This window comes from Stenotrophomonas sp. PS02297 (assembly GCF_029959705.1).
Lineage (GTDB): Bacteria > Pseudomonadota > Gammaproteobacteria > Xanthomonadales > Xanthomonadaceae > Stenotrophomonas > Stenotrophomonas nitritireducens.
In genome coordinates this window covers 1-19,457 of record NZ_JASCOS010000033.1, presented here as the reverse complement: position 1 = coordinate 19,457, position 19,457 = coordinate 1, and the positions used below count along the sequence as shown (strand labels likewise).

The 19,457-nt window shown below is 70.0% G+C and carries 12 protein-coding genes; 8 read left to right on the top strand and 4 right to left on the bottom strand.

The genetic code is table 11. The features are described from left to right. Positions 1-7: 7 nt before the first annotated feature. The 3 genes from QMX80_RS08920 to QMX80_RS08910 form a co-directional block, all read right to left on the bottom strand. A complete protein-coding gene (locus QMX80_RS08920) occupies positions 8-901 on the bottom strand; it encodes a BPSS1780 family membrane protein (protein ID WP_345782363.1) in 894 nt (297 codons plus the stop codon). A 160-nt stretch (positions 902-1,061) separates the two neighbouring features. Then, complete coding sequence (locus tag QMX80_RS08915; RefSeq protein WP_282276560.1) at positions 1,062-1,781, bottom strand: glutamine amidotransferase; 720 nt, start codon at positions 1,779-1,781, stop codon at positions 1,062-1,064. Continuing rightward, the gene (locus QMX80_RS08910) at positions 1,778-3,550 is read right to left on the bottom strand and encodes a GspE/PulE family protein (RefSeq protein WP_282276578.1); all 1,773 of its coding nucleotides are present in this window, start codon (positions 3,548-3,550) and stop codon (positions 1,778-1,780) included. The genes QMX80_RS08915 and QMX80_RS08910 overlap by 4 nt, the downstream gene beginning before the upstream one ends. A 121-nt stretch (positions 3,551-3,671) precedes the next feature. On the opposite strand from QMX80_RS08910, the gene glyQ reads away from it, so the two are divergent. The 4 genes from glyQ (at position 3,672) to QMX80_RS08890 (ending at position 12,450) form a co-directional block, all read left to right on the top strand. Next, complete coding sequence (glyQ, locus tag QMX80_RS08905) at positions 3,672-4,583, top strand: glycine--tRNA ligase subunit alpha (RefSeq protein WP_055765572.1); 912 nt, start codon at positions 3,672-3,674, stop codon at positions 4,581-4,583. Continuing rightward, entirely contained in the window at positions 4,580-6,652 is a 2,073-nt protein-coding gene (glyS, locus tag QMX80_RS08900; protein WP_282276559.1) for a glycine--tRNA ligase subunit beta, read from the top strand. Before glyQ ends, glyS begins: the two co-directional genes overlap by 4 nt. A gap of 141 nt (positions 6,653-6,793) precedes the next feature. Further along, positions 6,794-8,578, top strand: a complete 1,785-nt coding sequence (locus QMX80_RS08895; RefSeq protein ID WP_273083819.1) for an autotransporter assembly complex family protein — start codon at positions 6,794-6,796, stop codon at positions 8,576-8,578. 92 nt (positions 8,579-8,670) lie between these two features. Then, complete coding sequence (locus QMX80_RS08890; RefSeq protein ID WP_282276577.1) at positions 8,671-12,450, top strand: translocation/assembly module TamB domain-containing protein; 3,780 nt, start codon at positions 8,671-8,673, stop codon at positions 12,448-12,450. A 201-nt stretch (positions 12,451-12,651) separates the two neighbouring features. Here the strand turns inward: QMX80_RS08890 and QMX80_RS08885 are convergent, their stop codons facing one another. Beyond that, positions 12,652-13,881, bottom strand: coding sequence for a hypothetical protein (locus QMX80_RS08885; RefSeq protein WP_282276558.1), 1,230 nt, complete (start codon positions 13,879-13,881; stop codon positions 12,652-12,654). A 132-nt stretch (positions 13,882-14,013) separates the two neighbouring features. Here QMX80_RS08885 and QMX80_RS08880 point away from each other — a divergent pair, with 132 nt between their 5' ends. The 4 genes from QMX80_RS08880 to QMX80_RS08865 all read left to right on the top strand — a co-directional run. After that, complete coding sequence (locus QMX80_RS08880; protein WP_282276557.1) at positions 14,014-16,158, top strand: S46 family peptidase; 2,145 nt, start codon at positions 14,014-14,016, stop codon at positions 16,156-16,158. A 192-nt stretch (positions 16,159-16,350) separates the two neighbouring features. Further along, complete coding sequence (locus QMX80_RS08875; protein ID WP_273083825.1) at positions 16,351-17,103, top strand: response regulator transcription factor; 753 nt, start codon at positions 16,351-16,353, stop codon at positions 17,101-17,103. Between the two features lie 231 nt (positions 17,104-17,334). Further along, positions 17,335-18,084 carry a response regulator transcription factor gene (locus QMX80_RS08870; protein WP_282276556.1) on the top strand — a complete coding sequence of 250 codons (750 nt, stop codon included), beginning with the start codon at positions 17,335-17,337 and terminating at the stop codon, positions 18,082-18,084. A 122-nt stretch (positions 18,085-18,206) separates the two neighbouring features. Next, positions 18,207-19,457, top strand: a 1,251-nt coding sequence (locus tag QMX80_RS08865; RefSeq protein WP_282276555.1) for a hypothetical protein, incomplete at its 3' end; no start/stop codon positions are given.

The window sequence follows — 19,457 nt, the reverse complement described above, 5'->3', positions numbered from 1 at the left end:
AAGCCGGTCAGGCTTCCAGCACGTGGCCGCCGGCGACCGGCGGCGGCACCGCGCCGGCCGGGCCGAGCATCTGCTTCCAGGCCGCGTACACCGCGCCGGCGAACACCGGCATCAGCACCGCCATCAGCAGCAGCTGCGCCACCGCCATGGCCACGGTCTGGCCGGCGACCAGGCCGACGATCACCGCCAGGATCATCACCGCGAAATAGATCGCGAAGATGGCGATGAAGGCCAGCACGAAGAACACCAGCATCGCCGGCAGGTTGCGCAGGCTCGAACGCAGGCTGCGGCGCAGCGCGTGCCAGCCGCCGATGCGCTGGAACATCACCTGCGGCGGCATCACGAACAGCGCCAGGGTCAGCGCGGCGAAGGCGGCCAGCATCAGCAGCAGCCACAGCAGGATGCGGCCGGCCGGCAGCGTCGCCACCAGCGCCTCGATCTGCCCAGGGTCAGGCTGCGCGCCGGACTGGCTCAGTTCGTTGATCCGCAGCATCACTTCGGACAGGCGCTGCAGGCCGTCGGTGCCGACCAGCACCAGCAGCAGCGTGCCCAGCAGCAACGCGGCCACCAGCTGCGGCAGCAGCGCCACCAGCAGGTGCGGCGCGCGGCCTTCGCGCACGCCCTCGAGCAGGTGCGACGGGCGCGCCTGGCGGTCCTGGTCGACTTCGCGCACGGCCCACAGCAGGCCGCCCATGAACAGCGGTCCGGCCAGCAGCAGCAGGAGTTGCACCAGCGTGCCCAGCGCCGGCACCAGCAGCGACAGCGACAGCACCAGCGAGGTGCCTACGCCCCACAGGATGCCCAGCGAACCCAGCGCCAGCGGCGCGCGCTTGAGCAGGCCGAAGCCGGCCAGCAGCCATTCCGCGCCGGCGGAGGCCGGCACCTTGCGAATATCGCCCATTGCAGTTCCGAGAAGGGGGAGCGCCGGCAGGCTGCCGGCGTGGGCGGATTATCGCCGGAACCCGGGTGACGGGCGAGTCGCGCCGCGGGACCGTGCATTCCATCGCAATGCCGGCTGCCGCGAGGCGGCCGGCGCGGGGGGCGCCCGGCAGGGCCCGGCGCTACATCGCGCGGGCGTGGCGCACGAAGCGACGCAGCAGCTGGCGGGCCTGCGGCGCGGCGCTGACCTGGCGCGACACGGTGCGCGCGCAGCCGCCGTGGCGGGCGATGCAGTCGGCGCGCGCCCGCACGTAGCCGCGCATGTGGTGGGTGGCGAACTCGGGGTGGAACTGCAGGCCCCAGGCGTTGTCGCCCCAGCGGAAGGCATGGCAGCCGTCCTGCGCCGAGCGCGCCAGCACGGTGGCGCCGTCGGGGGCGCGCAGCACCGTCTGCAGGTGGGTGGCCTGCGCCGCGAAGCTGGTGGGCAGGCCGGCGAACAGCGGATCGCCGGCGGCGGCAGGGTCCAGTTCCAGGCGGATGGTGCCCGATTCGCGCCCGGCCGGGTTGTAGTCCACCTGCCCGCCCAGCGCGTGCGCCAGCAGCTGGTGGCCGTAGCAGATGCCCAGCAGCGGCATGCCGCCGTGGGCGGCTTCGCGCAGCCAGTCGGCGCTGCGCTCGCTCCACTCGGCGCGGTCGGTGACGAAGGCGGCCGAACCGGTGACGATGGTGGCGGCGAAGCCATGGCGATCGGGCAGGCGCTCGCCGTGCTCGACATCGACCACCACGGTCTGGGCTTCCTCCAGCCCCGCGGCGACGCGGATCCAGTGCGGGAAGCGGCCGTAGCGGCGCAGGGTCGGGGACGGTTGCCCGGTTTCGATGATGAGGAACGGCGAGGACTTCATTCCGCTGGGGGCAGGACCGACAGGACTTCCTCGATTGTAGTCAGCCCCTGCGCTACCTTTTCAAGCCCGGTGCGGCGCAGCGTGCGTACTCCGCCGGCGCGCGCGGCGCGGCTGAAACCGGCCAGGTCCATGTCACGCGCGATCAGTGCGCGCAGCCGCGGACCCAATGGCAGCAGCTCATACAGGCCGATCCGGCCCATGTAGCCGGTGCGCCGGCACTCCAGGCAGCCGACCGGCGCACAGGCGTGGATGGCATCAGGTAATGCCTCATCGCCATCACGCAGCGGCGCCCAGTCGGCGTCGTCGAGCACGTCGGCGCGCTTGCAGTGCGGGCACAGGGTGCGCACCAGGCGCTGCGCCAGCACGCCGTTGACGGTCGAGGCGATCAGGTAATGCGGTATGCCCAGGTCGAGCAGGCGGGTGATGGCCGAGGGCGCGTCGTTGGTATGCAGGGTGGACAGCACCAGGTGGCCGGTCAGCGAGGCCTGCACCGCCATGTGCGCGGTCTCCAGGTCGCGGATCTCGCCGATCATGATGATGTCCGGATCCTGGCGCAGCAGGGTGCGCACGCCGCTGGCGAAGTCCAGGTCGATGTTGGTCTGCACCTGCATCTGGTTGAACTCCGGCGCGATCATCTCGATCGGGTCCTCCACCGTGCACACGTTCACGTCCGGCGTGGCCAGCTGCTTGAGCGTGGAGTACAGGGTGGTGGTCTTGCCCGAGCCGGTGGGGCCGGTGACCAGCACGATGCCGTGCGGGCGGGCGACCAGTTCGTTCCAGCCGGCCGCCTCCTCCGGGCTGAAGCCCAGCTGCTCGATGCTCCTGAACGCCGCGTCCGGGTCGAAGATGCGCATCACGCACTTCTCGCCGAAGGCGGTGGGCATGGTCGACAGGCGCATCTCGACCTCGCGACCGCCCGGCGAACGGGTCTTGATGCGGCCGTCCTGGGGCCGCCGGCGTTCGGCCAGGTCCATGCGCCCGAGCACCTTGATGCGGCTGATCACGGCGGTCATCACCGTCGGCGGCAGCTCGAACACCTTGTGCAGCACGCCATCGATGCGGAACCGCACCCGGCCCATGTCGCGGCGCGGCTCCAGGTGGATGTCGCTGGCGCGCTGTTCGTAGGCGTACTGCAGCAGCCAGTCGACGATGCTGACCACGTGGTGGTCGTCGGCATTGACGTCGCCGGCGCGGCCCAGTTCCACCAGCTGCTCGAAGCTGGGCAGGCTGCCGTTGCCTTCGCTGCGCACGTCCCCGCGGGCATTGCGCACCGAGCGGGTGACGCCGAAGAACTCCATCGAATAGCGGTGCAGGTCCAGCGGGTTGACCAGTGCGATCTCGATACGGCGCCGGGTGAGATGCTGCAGGTCGGGTATCCAGTCGCGCGCCATCGGCTCGCTGGTGGCCACCAGCACCCGCTCGGCGTCCATCGCCAGTGGCAGGATGCGGTGGCGCCGCGCATAGGCGTGGGAGACCACGGCGGTGGCATTGGCCACGTCCACCCGGGTCGGGTCGATGCGCAGGTGGCGGACCCCGGTACGGGCGGCCAGCCATTCGGTCAGCCGCTCCAACCCCAGCTCGCCGGACGCCGGCGCCGCGGCGGCCAGCTTGAGGTTGGCCAGCAGCACCAGCGGGTGCACCTCGCTGGCGTTGCGCGCACCCTGCGCCGAGAAGCGGATGCGTTCCTGGTCGTGCGCGGCCACCAGGCCGTCGCCCAGCAGGGCGGCGGCGATGTTGGAAAACTGCAGTCGGCCGGGGGCGATGGCCACCGGCTGCGGCGGGGTCGGAGCGCTCTGCGCGGCCTGCTGTTCCACCTGAAACTCCTTGCTGGCGCGGCCGCCGCGCGGTCGCTCGCTATACTAGCGCACCCATCCGTACGGCCCAGGCAGCATGTCCGCGACTCCCACCGTTCCGATCACTTTCCAGGGCCTGATCCAGACCCTCAACGACTACTGGGCGAAGCAGGGCTGCGTGCTGATCCAGCCGCTGGACCTGGAAGTGGGCGCCGGCACCTTCCACCCGGCCACCTTCCTGCGCTCGATCGGCCCGGAAAGCTGGAACGCCGCCTACGTGCAGCCCTCGCGCCGCCCCACCGACGGCCGCTACGGCGAGAACCCCAACCGCCTGCAGCGCTACTACCAGTACCAGGTGGCGATGAAGCCGAGCCCGGACAACATCCAGCAGCTGTACCTGGATTCGCTCAAGGCGCTGGGCATCGACCCGCTGGTGCACGACCTGCGCTTCGTCGAGGACAACTGGGAATCGCCGACCCTCGGCGCCTGGGGCCTGGGCTGGGAAGTCTGGCTCAACGGCATGGAAGTCACCCAGTTCACCTACTTCCAGCAGGCCGGCGGCCTGGAATGCCGCCCGGTACTCGGCGAGATCACCTACGGCCTGGAGCGGCTGTGCATGTACCTGCAGAACTGCGACAACGTCTATGACCTGATCTGGACCTACGGCCCGGACGGCACCCCGGTCACCTACGGCGACGTCTACCACCAGAACGAGGTGGAGCAGAGCACCTACAACTTCGAGCATGCCGACGTGGCCGAAATGTTCCACCGCTTCGATGCCTGCGAGGCCGAAGCGCAGAAGCTGGTGGAAGCCGGCCTGCCGCTGCCGGCCTATGAACAGGTCTGCAAGGCATCGCATTCGTTCAACCTGCTCGACGCGCGCCGCGCCATCTCGGTGACCGAGCGCCAGCGCTACATCCTGCGCGTGCGCACGCTGGCGATGGCCGTGGCCAAGCTGTACGAGGCCAAGCGCCTGGAAGCCGTGGCCGCCAGGGAGGTGCAGGCATGAGCATGCAGCCGCTGCTGATCGAACTTGGCGTGGAAGAGCTGCCGGTCAAGGCGCTGCCGGGCCTGGCGCAGGCGTTCTTCGATGGCGTGATCGACGGGCTGGCCAGACGCGGCATCGCCTTCGAGCGCGACGACGCCAAGCCGCTGTCCACCCCGCGCCGCCTCGCGGTGTTGCTGCCGGGCGTGGAAACCGAACAGCCCGAGCAGCACTCGGAAGTATTCGGGCCGTACCTGAACATCGCGCTGGACGCCAACGGCGAACCCACCAAGGCGCTGCAGGGTTTCGCCGCCAAGGCCGGCATCGACTGGACCGCGCTGGAGCGCACCACCGATGCCAAGGGCGAGCGCTTCGTGCTGCGTTCGGTGACCCCGGGCGCGAAGACCGCCACGCTGCTGCCGGAGATCGTGCGCGAGGCCATCGCCGCGATGCCGATCCCCAAGCCGATGCGCTGGGGCGCGCATGAGTACGCCTTCGCCCGGCCGGTGCACTGGCTTGTGCTGCTGCATGGCAACGACGTGGTCGACGCCGAACTGCTCGGCCTGAAGTCCGACCGTTTCAGCCGCGGCCACCGCTTCATGGCCGATAAGCAGGTGTGGCTGAGCCACCCGTCCGACTACGTCGAATCGCTGAAGGCCGCCAACGTGCTGGTCGACGCCGACGCGCGCCGCGAGCGCATCGTGCACGAGGTCAACGCCGCCGCCGCGCAGGCCGGCGGCGTGGCGCGCATCACCGACGACAACCTGGAACAGGTGGTCAACCTGGTCGAATGGCCGTCGGCGGTGCTGTGCGGTTTCGAGCGCGAATTCCTGGCGGTGCCGCAGGAAGCGCTGATCGAGACGATGGAGATCAACCAGAAGTTCTTCCCGGTGCTGGATGCCGCGGGCAAGCTGACCGAAAAGTTCATCGGCATCGCCAACATCGAATCGAAGGACGTGGCCGAGGTTTCCAAGGGCTACGAGCGGGTGATCCGCCCGCGTTTCTCCGATGCCAAGTTCTTCTTCGACGAGGACCTCAAGCAGGGCCTGGCGGCGATGGGCGACGGACTGAAGACCGTCACCTACCAGGCCAGGCTGGGCAGCGTCGCCGACAAGGTGCAGCGCGTGAGTGCGCTGGCGCAGATCATCGCGCCGCAGGTGGGCGCCGACCCGGTGCAGGCCAGGCGTGCCGCCGAGCTGGCCAAGAACGACCTGCAGTCGCGCATGGTGGGCGAGTTCCCGGAACTGCAGGGCATCGCCGGCCGCCACTACGCCGTGGCCGGCGGCGAGTCGCCCGCCGTGGCGCTGGCCATCGACGAGGCTTACCAGCCGCGCTTCGCGGCCGACGACATCGCGCTGTCGCCGCTGGGCAAGGTGCTGGCGATCGCCGAGCGCCTGGACACGCTGGCCGGCGGTTTCGCCGCGGGCCTGAAGCCGACCGGCAACAAGGACCCGTTCGCGCTGCGGCGCAATGCGCTGGGCCTGGCGCGCACGATCATCGAGTCGGGGTTCGATCTCGACCTGCCGGCACTGCTGGCTGCGGCCAATGCCGGTCTGGCCGGGCGCAACGTACAGGCCGACGCGGGTGAGCTGTACGACTTCATCATCGACCGCCTGAAGGGCTACTACGCCGACAAGGGCGTACCGGCCACCCACTTCAACGCCGTGGCCGAACTGAAGCCGGCCTCGCTGTACGACTTCGACCGCCGCATCGACGCCATCGGCACCTTCGCCCAGCTGCCGGAAGCCGAAGCACTGGCTGCCGCCAACAAGCGCATCCGCAACATCCTGCGCAAGGCCGAAGGCGACATCCCGGGCAGCATCGATCCGGCCCTGCTGCGCGAACCGGCCGAGAGCGAACTGGCCGAAGCCGTGGCCGCGGCCATCGACGACACCGGCGCCGCGCTGGCGCAGAAGGACTACGTCAGCGTGCTCGGCCGCCTCGCCCGCCTGCGTCCGCAGGTCGACGCGTTCTTCGACGGGGTCATGGTCAATGCCGAAGACCCGGCGCTGCGCTGCAACCGCCTCGCCCTGCTGCGCACCCTGGGCGACCGCCTGGGCAGCGTCGCCGCCATCGAGCATCTGTCCGGCTGATCGTTGTCGACCGGTGCGGTCGCGTTCTGGAAGGTCCGCCCCGGCGGACCTTCTTTTTGTGCTCTTTACGCTGGTTTCACGCCGGATTTGCCAGCGGTGCCGCGATTTTGCCGGTCACGTTCGGCCCGGTATGCTGCCCGCATGCTGCCTGCCCGAATCCTGCGCCCCTTCCTTTCCGTTGCCCTGCTGGCAGCCTTCTCCGCCCATGCCCGCGGCACCATCGAAAAGGTGCAGATCAAGGGCCTGGACAAGGGCGACGATGCGGCCATCATCGAGAACATCGAGGTTTCGCTGTCGCTGTACGACACCATCGGCAAGGTGCAGGGCGAATCGCGCCTGGAGTACCTGCTGTCGCAGGCCGAGCGGCAGACCCGGCAGGCGCTGGAGCCGTTCGGCTACTACAACCCGACCATCACCGTGGAAGCGCCGCGCGAGGGCGATACGGTGCGGGTGGTGATCCAGGTGGAGAAGGGCGAGCCGGTGCGGGTGCGCCATTCGGAGGTGGTCATCACCGGCCCGGCCGCGCGTGACCGCTACCTGCAGCAGGACCTGGAGGATTTCGAGCCGCGCGAGGGCGAACCGTTCGACCACAGCACCTACGAGGCCAGCAAGGTCGTCGTCACCCGGCGCCTGTCCGAGCGTGGCTACTTCGACTCGGACTTCACCCAGCGCAAGGTCGAGATCACCCGCGCCGAGAACGCGGCCGACATCTTCCTGAGCTGGGACAGCGGCCGCCGCTACAACATGGGCCGCATCAGCTTCAACCAGGACTATTTCCGCCAGGGGCTGTTCGACCCGCTGGTGTACTGGGAAGAGGGCAGCTACTGGCATGAAGGCAAGCTCGACCGTCTGCGCGAATCGCTGACCAAGCTGGACTACTTCAGCACCATCGACATCCAGCCGCACCCGGACGATGCCTATGGCGACGGCGAGGTGCCGGTGGACGTGAACCTCACCCTGGCCAAGCGCACCGTCTACACCGCCGGCCTGAGCTACGGCAGCGAAAGCGGGCCGGGTGTGCGCGGCGGCGTGGAACGGCGCTACGTCAACAGCCGCGGCCACAAGCTCAACACGCAGCTGGACTATGCACAGAAGCGCAAGAGCCTGATCACCAGCTACCGGATACCCGCGTTCCGCTGGCTCGACGGCTGGTACACCTTCGCCGTCAGCGCCTACGACGAGCAGACGCGCTACATCGACATGCGCAACTTCAAGCTCATCGCCAGCCGCAGCGGCGAGATCAACGAGCACTGGACCGCCATCGCTTCGGTCAACGCGCTGCGCGAGCGCTGGCGCTACAGTTCCGGCGACCAGTTCACCAACGCGGTCTACCAGTACTCGACGCTGGTATATCCGCAGCTGACCGCCGACTACGTGGACGTGGACGACAAGGCCTTCCCGCGCCGCGGCTTCAGCGGCAATGCCACGCTGCGCGGCGGCATCGAGGGCGCCGGTTCGGACACCAGCTTCGTCCAGGCCGATGCCACGCTGCGCTGGTACATGCCGCTCGGCGACAGCGACCGCCTGATCCTGCGCGGCCAGGCCGGCACCACCTGGACCAGCGACCTGGTGGCGATGCCGCCGAGCCTGCGCTATTTCGCCGGTGGCGACCGCTCGATCCGCGGCTATGCCTGGCGCGAGGTCGGGCCGCGCACGCCGGCCCCGGACAAGTACGCGCTCGGCGCCAAGCACCTGGTGGTCGGCTCGGCCGAGTACGAGCATTACTTCGGCGGCGGCCCGTGGGGCGCGGCGGTGTTCGTGGACACCGGCAGCGCCTTCGACAACACCATCGACCTGCATACCGGCGTCGGCTTCGGCGTGCGCTGGAAATCGCCGGTGGGACCGGTGCGCATCGACATCGCCCATGGCCTGAACCACCCCGATTCGCAGTTCCAGCTGTACCTGAACATCGGAGCCGACCTGTGAGCCGCCGCCCCGATCCCGCCGCCTCCGGCGACATGACCCCCGAGGAGCGCGAAGCGCGCATCGCCGAACTGCGCGCGCGGCGCCGGGCGCGGATGCGCACGCTGGCGATCCGCAGCGGCATCGGCATCGGCGCGCTCGTGGTGCTGGCCGTGCTGGCGCTGTACTGGCTGCTGCAGACCGTGGCCGGGCGCGACGTGCTGCTGGCGCAGGTGGTGGCGCGGCTGCCGGCCAACTCGTCGCTCACCTGGAGCAAGGCCGAAGGTCCGCTGGCCGGGCCGCTGGTGCTGCACGACCTGGATTTCCGCTACGAGGACATCCACTTCAGCGCCGCGCAGGCCTATCTGGACCCGGACATCCGTCCGCTGCTGGGGCGCAAGCTGCGCCTGGACCTGTTGCGGATCCGCGACGCGCAGCTGGAACTGGGGCCGTCGGAAGACAAGCCGTTCGAACTGCCGCGCTGGCCCGACGTGCTGCCGGCCATCGAGCTGCCGCTGGCGCTGCAGGCCGACACCATCGAAATCGATGGCCTGCGCATCGTCCAGCAGGACGCGCCGCCGATCGACATCGCCCGCCTCCGCGGCGGCATCGAGGCCGCCGACGGCGAGTTCCGCGCCACCCAGCTCAAGGTCGCCAGCAACCTGGGCGACTTCCGCATCGACGGCCACTACCTGCCGCGCCGCGATTACCGCACCGACCTCACCGTGCGCGCGTTGATGCCGGCGCGGCCGGGCCAGCCGCGCGCGCGCCTGGGGCTGGCCGCGCGTGGCGACCTGGCGCACATGGAGGTCGCGCTGGCCGGCCATGCGCCGCAGCCGCTGCAGGCCAGACTGGTGCTGGACGGCCGCACCGACCCGGTGTGGAACGTATCCGCGCGCAGCGAAGAGCTGGACCTCGGCCAGCTCGTGCCTGCGCAGTACCTGGCGCAGGCGCCCGCGCCGCTGGCGCTGGATTTCACCGCCCGCGGCCGCGGCGGCAACGCGCAGCTGCGCGGCCGCGTGCGCCAGGGCGACCAGGAACTGGTGCTGGCGCCGTCCAATATCGGCATCGACAACCAGGTACTGACGGTTTCGCCCTTGGTGGCCGAGGCCTTCGGCGGCAGCGTGCGCCTGCAGGGCAGCGCCGATTTCAGCGACGCGCAGAATCCCGGTTTCCGCTTCGCGGTAGTGGCCAACCAGCTGACCTGGACGCCCGCACCCGATCCGGCGGCACCGCATACCGCGCCGGTGCCGATGCACCTGAAGGAGGCGCGCCTGGGCGTGGCCGGCAACCTCAAGAACTGGGCGGCGATCGGCAAGGCAGACGTCGCCCGCGAGGCGCAGGACGCCAGCCTCGATTTCGACGTGCGCGGCAGCGACCAGCAGGCCCGCATCGAGAAGCTCAAGGCGACGACGCCGGGCGGTTCGCTCGATCTCACCGGATCGGCGGCGTGGGAACCGGTGTTGTCGTGGGACGTGGACGCCCGCTTGGCCAGCTTCGATCCGGGTTATTTCCTGCCGGGCTGGGAAGGCAACCTGTCCGGCACGCTGGCCTCCACCGGCAAGCAGCTGCCGCCGCCCGCCGGTACCGACGACCTGCGCGTGGAAGCCACCCTCGACGTACCGCAGCTGCACGGCCGCCTGCGCGGGCGCAGCGTCGATGCGCGCGCCAAGGTGGCCCTGCAGGGCACCCAGGGCGAGGGCGACGTGCGCCTGGTGCTGGGCGACAGCCATATCGAGGCCAAGGGCAAGGTCGGCGACCGCCTGGACGTGGACGCGAAGCTGCAGCCGCTGCACCTGTCCGACCTGCTGCCCGGCGCCAGCGGCAGCCTGGCCGGCAGCGTGCAGGTGCATGGCACGCCGGCACAGCCGGACATCAGCGCCGACCTGCGCGGCGACGGCCTGCAATGGGACGACTGGAAGGCGGGGCAGGTCGGCATCACCGGCCGCCTGCCGTGGCGCGGCGACGACGGCGCGCTGCAGGTGCAGGCCAGCGCGGTGCAGGTGGGCATGCTGCTCGACCGCCTGCGCATCGACGCGCGCGGCAGCCTGCAGGACCTGCATCTGGACGCGGACGCCCGCAACGACCTTGGCGCGCTGGCGCTGTCCGGCAGCGTGCGCCAGGCCGGGCAGGCGTGGCGCGGCGAACTGGCGACGCTGCGGGTGGCGCCGGTCAAGGGCGCGCCGTGGCAGCTGCGGCAACCGGCGGCGTTCGCCGTGCAGGGCAGCAACTTCACCCTCGGCGATACCTGCCTCGGCTCGGAAACCGGCGGCGCGCTGTGCGCCGGTGCGGAGTGGCCGCGCGAAGGCGTGCGCCTGCGCGGCGACGCGCTGCCGCTGGCGCTGGTGCAGCCGTGGCTGCCGCCGAACGCCGGCCGGCGCATGTACCTGCGCGGCGAACTCACCCTGGATGGCCAGCTGCGCCCGCGCGGCAAGGCCTGGGAGGGCAGTTTCAAGGTCGCCTCGGCCGAAGGCGGCATCCGCCTGGGCGACAACGCCCGCGGCGAGCTGATGCGCTACGACCACTTCTCCATCAACGTGGACATGCAGCCGGGCGGCATCAATGGCTACCTCGGCGTCGGCTTCCAGGGCGACGGCTTCGTCGATGCCCGGGTGCGCACCGGCTGGGAGCCGAACGCGGCATTGAACGGCGAGCTGTACCTGAACATGTCGCGGCTGTACTGGATGGAGCTGTTCTCGCCCGACCTGGTGCGGCCCAAAGGACTGGTCGAAGGCCACGTCAGCCTGCGCGGCACGCTTGCGCAGCCCTCGCTGGGCGGCGAGGCGAAGCTGAGCGATTTCGCCGGCGAGTTCCCCGCGCTCGGCCTGACCCTGAGCGAAGGCAAGGGCAGCTTCACCGCCCAGCCCGACGGCTCGGCGCGCATCGCCGCGGAGGTGAAGACCGGCGGCGAAGGCGCGCTGAAGGTGCAGGGCGGGCTGTCCTGGTTCGGCGACGCGCAGCCGCTGCAGCTGCACATCGGCGGCGACAAGGTGCTGGTCTCCAACACCAGCGAACTGCGCGTGGTGGCCAATCCCGATCTCGACTTCACCCTGGCCGGCACCGCCATGGAATTGCGCGGCAGCGTGCACGTGCCCGAGGCGGCGATCGACCTGGAGCGCCTGGACCGCGGTACCTCGGTATCCGAAGACGTGGTGGTGCTCGATCCGGTCGATCCGGAGGAGTCGCGCTCCTCGCCGCTGGACATGGATCTGGCGGTCAGCCTCGGCGACAAGGTGAAGATGAGCGGCTTCGGCCTGAAGGGCGCGCTGACCGGCAAGATGCAGGTGCGCGCGCGTCCGGGCCGCGAAATGACCGCCAACGGCGGGCTGGAGGTCAGCGGCCGCTACAAGGCCTACGGCCAGGACCTGACCATCACCCAGGGCCAGCTGCTGTGGAATCACGGCATCGTCTCCGACCCGCGCATCAACATCCGCGCCCAGCGCGGCATCGGCGAGGTCACCGCCGGCATCGTCGTCACCGGCCGCGCGCAGCAGCCGCGCGTGGACGTGTGGTCGGATCCGGCGATGTCGCAGTCCGAGGCGCTGTCCTACCTCGTGCTCGGCCGCAGCCTGAGCATGGCCAGCAGCGACCAGGCGCAGCAGGTCAACGCCGCTTCGGCGGCGCTGTCGGCCGGCAGCGGCCTGCTCGCCGCGCAGGTCGGCGCCAAGCTCGGCCTGGACGACGCCGGCGTCAGCCAGTCGCGCGCGCTGGGCGGCGCGGTGCTCGGCGTGGGCAAGTTCATCACTCCCAAGCTCTACGTCGGCTACGGCGTATCGCTGATCGGCAGCGGTTCGGTGCTCACGCTGAAATACCTGCTGCGCCGCGGTTTCGACATCGAAGTGGAATCCAGCACCGTGGAGAACCGCGGTTCGGTGAACTGGCGCAAGGAAAAGTAGCGGGCACGGCGCCGGCGAATCGATCCGGCGAGCGGAAGGTTGCCACCGCCGCCGGGAGCGGTGGTCCGTGCCGGGTCTGGCGCTCCTGCAGGCGCGCTGCCGTGTTGCAGGGCCGCCGCACGCAGCCATGGGCTGGGTGCAGCAGGATCGTGGACATGCTTTTGCGGAGCGGGCATGCCCCGTCGCGCACCCGGTCGCGGCCTACCGGGCACCCTCGGCCGGCAGCGCCGAGACGACCGCGCCACGCAGCAGCGGTTGGCCGTCGGCCACATCGGTCCACACCAGGCGCGCGCGCCCGTGGTCGGCGAGCAGGCGCGGGAAGCCGGTGCCGCGCCCGCGCCCCAGCAGCGTCGCCACCTGCAGGCGGCCGAATTCGTGTTCCAGCGTGGGGCCGTAGCGGGCAAGCCACAGCGATTGCGAACGGCCGTCCTCGCGCAGCCACGCCAGCCAGAGGCCGCCGGCATCGGCGGCCACCTGCACCCGGCCCTGTACCTCGATGCCACGGTCCACCTCACGCGGCGTGCCGAAGTTGGCGCCGCCATCGCCGCTGTGGGCAACCCGCAGCAGCGGCTCGCCCTGCGGTGCGGTGTACCAGGCCACCCAGGCGTCGTCGCCATGCGCGGCCACCGCCGGGCCGTTCACCGGGCAGGCCGGCATGACCCAGTTGTCGGCATGCACGCGCCGCGCCGGCTGCCAGCCGCCGGTGGTGCGGCGGCGAAGATGGATGTCGCGGACCTCGCCCGCATCGCGGCCGCGATATACAAGCAGCGTGGCGTTGCCCGCCACGCTGGCGCCGGTCTGGCAGCAGTCGCAGGTCATCGCGTCCAGTTCCTGCTCGTCGTGCCTGCGCAGCAGGGCGTCGAAGCGCGCGCTGCGCAGGGTCATCGCACCGCCACCGTGTTTGGCGTGGTCGGCGCCGCCGGCGGTATGGCGCCCGTCCAGCCAGGCGATGCCGATGCCGTCGGTGCCCTGCGGCCACAGCGAGACGAAGCCGTGCTCGGTGGCGGTGCCGTCGTCGTGCACGGTGACCGGCGCCGACCACTGCCGGCCATCGGCCGAGCGCGCCAGTTGCACGTCGTAGGCATGCGGGTTGCCGGATTTGCGCAGCCATTGCGCCCACAGCGCACCGTCGGCGCTGGCGGCCAGGTGCGGCGTGTCGGCCCAGTTCACGAACCAGTCGTCGCCGCGTGCGATCTGCCGCGCCGGCTGCCAATGACCGGCGAAAAAGCGCGCATAGCGCAGTTGGTGCCCGCCTGCATCGGGCGACAGCCATGACAGCAGCATGCTGCCGTCGGGTGCGGCCACCAGATCCGGCTGCGCGGCGACCGCATCGGCTGGCAGGAGCCACGGTTCGGCCCGCAGTCGCAGAGCCGGGGCGGCGACCGGGTAGGAAGCAGTGCGCTCGTCGCCGGAACAGGCTCCGAGCAGCATGCACGCCAGTACGAGGGAAACAGGGAGGAGGCGCATCCGCGCAGGATAGCGGCATCGTGACCGTTGGCGGTTGCCCACCCACCGGGGCGCGGCTACTGTCGGCGCCTGTTCTGCAATCCGCTGGAGTTCCGAATGAAGCGCACACCGCTTGCCGCCGCCATGGCGCTGGGCATGAGCCTGGCTGCCGCCGCCAACGCCAACGAGGGCATGTGGATGCCCACGCAGCTGCCTGAACTGGCGAAGACGCTGAAGGAGGCCGGTTTCAAGGGTGACCCGAAGGAGCTGGCCGACGTCACCGCGCCGCCGCTGAGCGCGGTGGTGCGGGTGGGTGGCGGCACCGGTTCGTTCGTCTCCGGCGACGGCCTGCTGCTGACCAACCACCACGTCGCCTACGGGGTGATCCAGTACAACGCGAGCAAGGAACACGACACCATCAACGACGGTTTCATCGCGCAGGGCCGCGATGACGAGCGCGCGGCCAATCCGGATTACCGGGTGCTGGTGACGGTGGGCTTCGACAAGGTCACCGACGACGTGCTCAAGGACGCGCGCGGCAAGACCGGCCGCGCCTATTACGACGCCGTGGAAGGCGCGCGCAAGCGCATCGTCGCCGACTGCGAGGCCGAGGGCGGCGTGCGCTGCTCGGTGGCCAACATGTACTACGGCAGCGATTTCTACCGCATCCGCCAGCTGGAGCTGACCGACATCCGCCTGGTCTACGCGCCGCCGCGCGCGATCGGCAATTACGGCGACGAGATCGACAACTTCATGTGGCCGCGCCACACCGGCGATTTCACCCTGCTGCGCGCCTATGTCGGCAAGGACGGCAAGCCGGCGCCCTACAGCAAGGACAACGTGCCCTATCACCCGCCGGCGCACCTGAAGATGTCGCTGGACGGGCCGAAGGAGGGCGACTACGCGATGCTCGCCGGCTACCCGGGCATCACCTATCGCCTGCGCACCGCCGCCGAGTTCGCCAACCAGATCGACACGGTGCTGCCGCGCCGCGTGGACGTGTTCCAGCAGCTGATCGACGTGATCGAGGCCCAGGGCAAGGGCGATGCCGACGCGCGTACCCGCTACGCCTCGCAGCTGCAGTCGCTGAAGAACAACCGCAAGCGCGCCGCCGGCGAACTCGAAGGCCTGCTGCGCAGCGGCGCCAAGGCCCAGCGTGCACAGGACGAGCAGGCGATGCTCGCCGCCGCCGATGGCAGGTACAAGGCCGACATCGATGCCTTGTTCGCCTCCCTGGCCGCCGACCGCGAAGTGGGCGCCAGCGAGTTCCTGGTGACGCTCATTTCCAGCCAGACCCAGCTGCTGCGTTCGGCGATGCTGCTCGAGCGCCTGCGCATCGAATCGGCCAAGCCCGACGCCGAACGCGAGAGCGGTTACCAGCAGCGCGACCAGGCGCTGATCGAAGGCGTGCTCAGGCAGGTGCAGCGCCGCTACGACCCGGCGGTGGAGAAGGCCATCCTCACCGCGCTGTTGACCCGCTACCAGCAACTGCCCGATGCGCAGCGCGACGCGCATTACGACAACCTGTTCGGACGCACCCCGGCCGAACTGGCCCGCCACCTGGACGAGATCTACGGGCAGACCCGCCTGGGCGACGAGGCGCAGCGCTTGTCGCGCTTCGAGTCCGCGCGCAAGGGCGGGTTCATCGAGGGCGATGCCCTGGTTTCGGTGGCTTCGGCACTGGTCATGGCGCAGCTCAGCGCCGAGCGCGAAAGCAAGGAACGTGAGGGCGAACAGCTGCGCCTGCGCCCGTCCTACATGCAGGCGCTGTTCGCCTGGCGCGCCAAGCAGGGGCGTGCCGTGTACCCGGACGCGAACAGCACGCTGCGCATCAGCTATGGCAAGGTCGAGGCGCTGCACCCGCGCGACGCGGTCAGCTACTCGCCGGTGACCACGGTGGCCGGCATCGTCGAGAAGAACACCGACACGGTGCCGTTCGACGCGCCGAAGCCGCTGCTGGCGGCCATCGCCAAGGGCGATTTCGGCAGCACCGCCGATCCTGCGCTGAAGACGCAGACGGTCAACTTCCTGACCAACCTGGACACCACCGGCGGCAATTCCGGCTCGCCGGTGCTCAATGCCAGGGGCGAGCTGATCGGCCTGAACTTCGACTCGAACTGGGAGTCGGTGAGCGCCAGCTGGTGGTTCGACCCGCGTTACAAGCGTGCCGTGCACGTGGACATGCGCTACCTGCGCTGGCTGCTGGCCAAGGTCTACCCGGCGCCGGCGCTGCTGGCGGAAATGGGCCTGCCGCAGGAATGACGCCTGCCGTGCGGGCATGCCCGCACGGTTGCCGATGCAACCAGCCGATGCGCTGGCCGTCGCGGATCTGGTCGAATGCGTCACGGTACGCATCGCGCTGGCCGGTCGGCGCCTCCATGCCCAAGCGGCGTGGGGCGCCACTGGCTAGAATGTCCAGGCGAACAGGGCGGGACAGGTCTTGGGGAAGCATCGATGGAGATGGATCGGGAACTGCCGGCGGCCGAGGCGGGCTGCCGGCTGGACGGCATAAAGATATGGGTCGTGGAAGATGACCCCGAATGGCGCGGGATGGTGGTCGATGAACTCGAGTACCACGGCGCCGACGTGCGCGGCATCGACAGCGTGGAGGCGCTCTACCGCGAACTGGCGGTGGACCGCTGCGACATCCTCGTGCTGGATGTCGGCCTGCCGGGCGAGGATGGACTGAGCGCCACCGGCCACCTGCGGCGGATGGATGGCATGGGCATCGTGCTCGTCACCGGGCGCAGCGGCACCGCCGACATGGCGCATGGGCTGTCGCTCGGCGCCGACGTGTACCTGCCCAAACCGCTGGAACTGCCGGTGCTGGTCGCCGCCCTGCACAGCCTGCACCGGCGCATGTCGCAGTCCACGCCGGCCGCCGCCGCCACGGAAGACGCCGTCGCCGCCTGGAGCCTGCGCTCGGACGGCTGGGACCTGCATGCACCGAACGGCAAGGCGCTGACCTTGACCGTGGCCGAGCGCGGTTTCCTGCGCGAGCTGTTCGCCGCTCCCGGCGAGGCGGTCGATCGCGAGCGGCTGATCGCCGCGGTCACCGACCAGCCCTGGGATTTCGACCCGCACCGGCTGGAGGTGCTGGTGCACCGCCTGCGTACCCGCGTGCGCAATGCCACCGATGCCATGCTGCCGGTACGCGCGCTGCGCGGCATGGGCTACATGCTGGTATCCGACCAGATCGCTGCCTGAGGCATAGGAGCCGGGCAGCATCGCTTTGTCCCCGGCCATGCCCGGCAACCGGCGCGGATGCGAGGGAGAGGGCGGGCCCCGGCCCCGGTTCCTGCATTTGGCGCGCGTCGCCCGTGAGTCACGGAGAGCGATGGAGATTTTTTGATACTGCCGGCTCGCCGGCAGCTGCAGAGAATCGAGCGCGTACGTCGAGGCCGCGCATCGTGTGGCCGGCGTGCATGGGGAGCGGCATTGGAAACGAGACAGGAAGCGCCGCCGGCGGAAGCGGTGCGCCGGTTGCAGGGCGCGCGCGTGTGGGTGGTCGAGGACGACCTTGAGTGGCGCACGCTGGTGATCGACGAACTCGTGCAGCACGGCGCGACGGCTCGCGGCATCGGCAGCGTCGAAACCCTGTACCGCGAACTGGCGGTGGATTCCTGCGACATCGTCGTGCTCGACGTCATGCTGCCCGGTGAGGATGGGCTCAGCGCGACAAGCCATCTGCGCCGCATCGGCGACATGGGCATCGTATTGGTCACCGCGCGTGGCAGCGCCGCGGACATGGCACAGGGCCTGTCCGCGGGAGCCGACTGTTATCTGGCCAAGCCGCTGGAGCTGCCGGTGCTGGTGGCGGCCCTGCACAGCCTGTACCGGCGCATGGCTGCCCGCCTTGCTGCCGCACGCCGCGATGCGCCGGATGCCGGGAACGCCTGGAGCCTGCGCGCCGGGGGCTGGGAGCTGTGGTCGCCGAACGGCCATTCGATGGCCTTGTCGACGGCCGAGCGCGCCCTGCTGCGCGAACTGTTCTCGATGCCCGGTACGCCTGTAGGCCGCGAGCGGCTGATCGCCGCGCTGACGCCCACCCCGTGGGATTTCGATCCGCATCGCCTGGAAGTGCTGGTGCATCGCCTGCGCTCCCGCGTCCGCAGTGCCACCCACCTCGCCCTGCCCATCCGTGCATTGCGCGGGATGGGTTACCTGCTGGTGCCCGAACAGGCCTGACCTGCGTCCCAGCGCCCAGCGGACCGTTGCTGGAATGCCGTGTGAGCAAGTGTGAGGGAGCGACAGGGGCTGCTACTGCCTTGGCCCTGCCACCTGTCGAGAATGCCGCCCGGATGTCCTGAATGGGCATTCCGTGCATGTCGGAACCGGCAGGCATCGACTACATCGCAAGGCCCGGCCTTCCTGGGAAGGCGGGTGGGGCGCAACAGCAGCAAGGCAGGGGAAAACCCGTGTACCAATCACACGATCAGGCCGATCGCGCGAGCATTGCGCGCGTGGATGAAAGCGGATTTCCGATGTGCCGGCGCCTTGTGCGTCCCGGCATGCGCATGGCCATGGCCGCCGTCATGGCGCTGCTGCCGGCGGTAGCCGCCTGGGCGGACGTGGGCGTGACCGTGGTTCGCGCTCCGGACAACGGCAAGATCGGCTTGCAGATGCCGTTCCAGGCGGACATCACCTGGGCCCGCGTGGGTGCGGGCGGCAACACGATCACGGTCACCTTGCCGCCCCAGCTCGACGTGGCGGGCACGCTGCCCAGCGAGTGCACGCGAGCTGCGAACATCCTGACCTGCACCACGTCCACCGCCAGCAGCGGCGTGCTGTCGCTGCAACTGGTGGGCACCACCACCGGTGGCTTCAACCTGACGGCACAGGGCACCGCGAGCGCGGCGCAGTCGGCGTCGCGCACCATCCAGCCCAGTGGCGACCTCACCGTCACCAAGGAAAAAAGCCTGCCGGCCGGCGCCGTGATCGCCGGTCAGGCCGTGGAATTCGTGCTGAAGCCGAAGATTGCCGATGGTGGCTCGGAAGTGCCGGCGGACAGCAGCGTCATCGTCACCGATACCCTGCCGACGGGATTCACCAACGTCACCCAATCGTTCACCGGCGTCACGCCGAGCTGCAGCCTGGCAGGGCAGAAGCTGACCTGTACCTACAACGGAAAGATCACGCAGGCCGCGCTCAGCAGCAGCACCATCACGGTGAAGGGCAAGCAGGGCGCCGACTATGCCGGCGGTTTCACCAACAATGTCAGCATCGCGGTGGGTTCGGACTCCTACCTGGACCGCGATATCACCAACAACACCGACAAGGTCGACTACGTCGTCACCCCCGGTTCGGACATCGAGGCCCTGGGCAGCTTCCCGGGCGGCCCGCATGCGGTGGGCGACACCGACGACAAGATACTGACGATCACCTACAGGAACAATGGCCCGATGGCGTGGGTGGGCGGCACGGTGCAGACGGTGATTCCGGCGGCTTTCGGTTTCACCCCTGCCCTCGACCTGCCGGCCAATTGCACCGCGGCGAACGGCAGTCTGCAGATCCCCGTGGGTGGCGCCCCCCCCAGCGGCGGGGGCGTCCCCGGGACGGGC

Bases quoted from the DNA above. Each gene is read 5' to 3' on its own strand.
- glyS (WP_282276559.1), top strand. From the start codon at position 4,580: ATGAGCATGCAGCCGCTGCTGATCGAACTTGGCGTGGAAGAGCTGCCG.
- QMX80_RS08915 (WP_282276560.1), bottom strand. From the start codon at position 1,781: ATGAAGTCCTCGCCGTTCCTCATCATCGAAACCGGGCAACCGTCCCCG.
- glyQ (WP_055765572.1), top strand. From the start codon at position 3,672: ATGTCCGCGACTCCCACCGTTCCGATCACTTTCCAGGGCCTGATCCAG.
- QMX80_RS08875 (WP_273083825.1), top strand. From the start codon at position 16,351: ATGGAGATGGATCGGGAACTGCCGGCGGCCGAGGCGGGCTGCCGGCTG.
- QMX80_RS08895 (WP_273083819.1), top strand. From the start codon at position 6,794: ATGCTGCCTGCCCGAATCCTGCGCCCCTTCCTTTCCGTTGCCCTGCTG.
- QMX80_RS08890 (WP_282276577.1), top strand. From the start codon at position 8,671: ATGCGCACGCTGGCGATCCGCAGCGGCATCGGCATCGGCGCGCTCGTG.
- QMX80_RS08885 (WP_282276558.1), bottom strand. From the start codon at position 13,881: ATGCTGCTCGGAGCCTGTTCCGGCGACGAGCGCACTGCTTCCTACCCG.
- QMX80_RS08880 (WP_282276557.1), top strand. From the start codon at position 14,014: ATGAAGCGCACACCGCTTGCCGCCGCCATGGCGCTGGGCATGAGCCTG.
- QMX80_RS08920 (WP_345782363.1), bottom strand. From the start codon at position 901: ATGGGCGATATTCGCAAGGTGCCGGCCTCCGCCGGCGCGGAATGGCTG.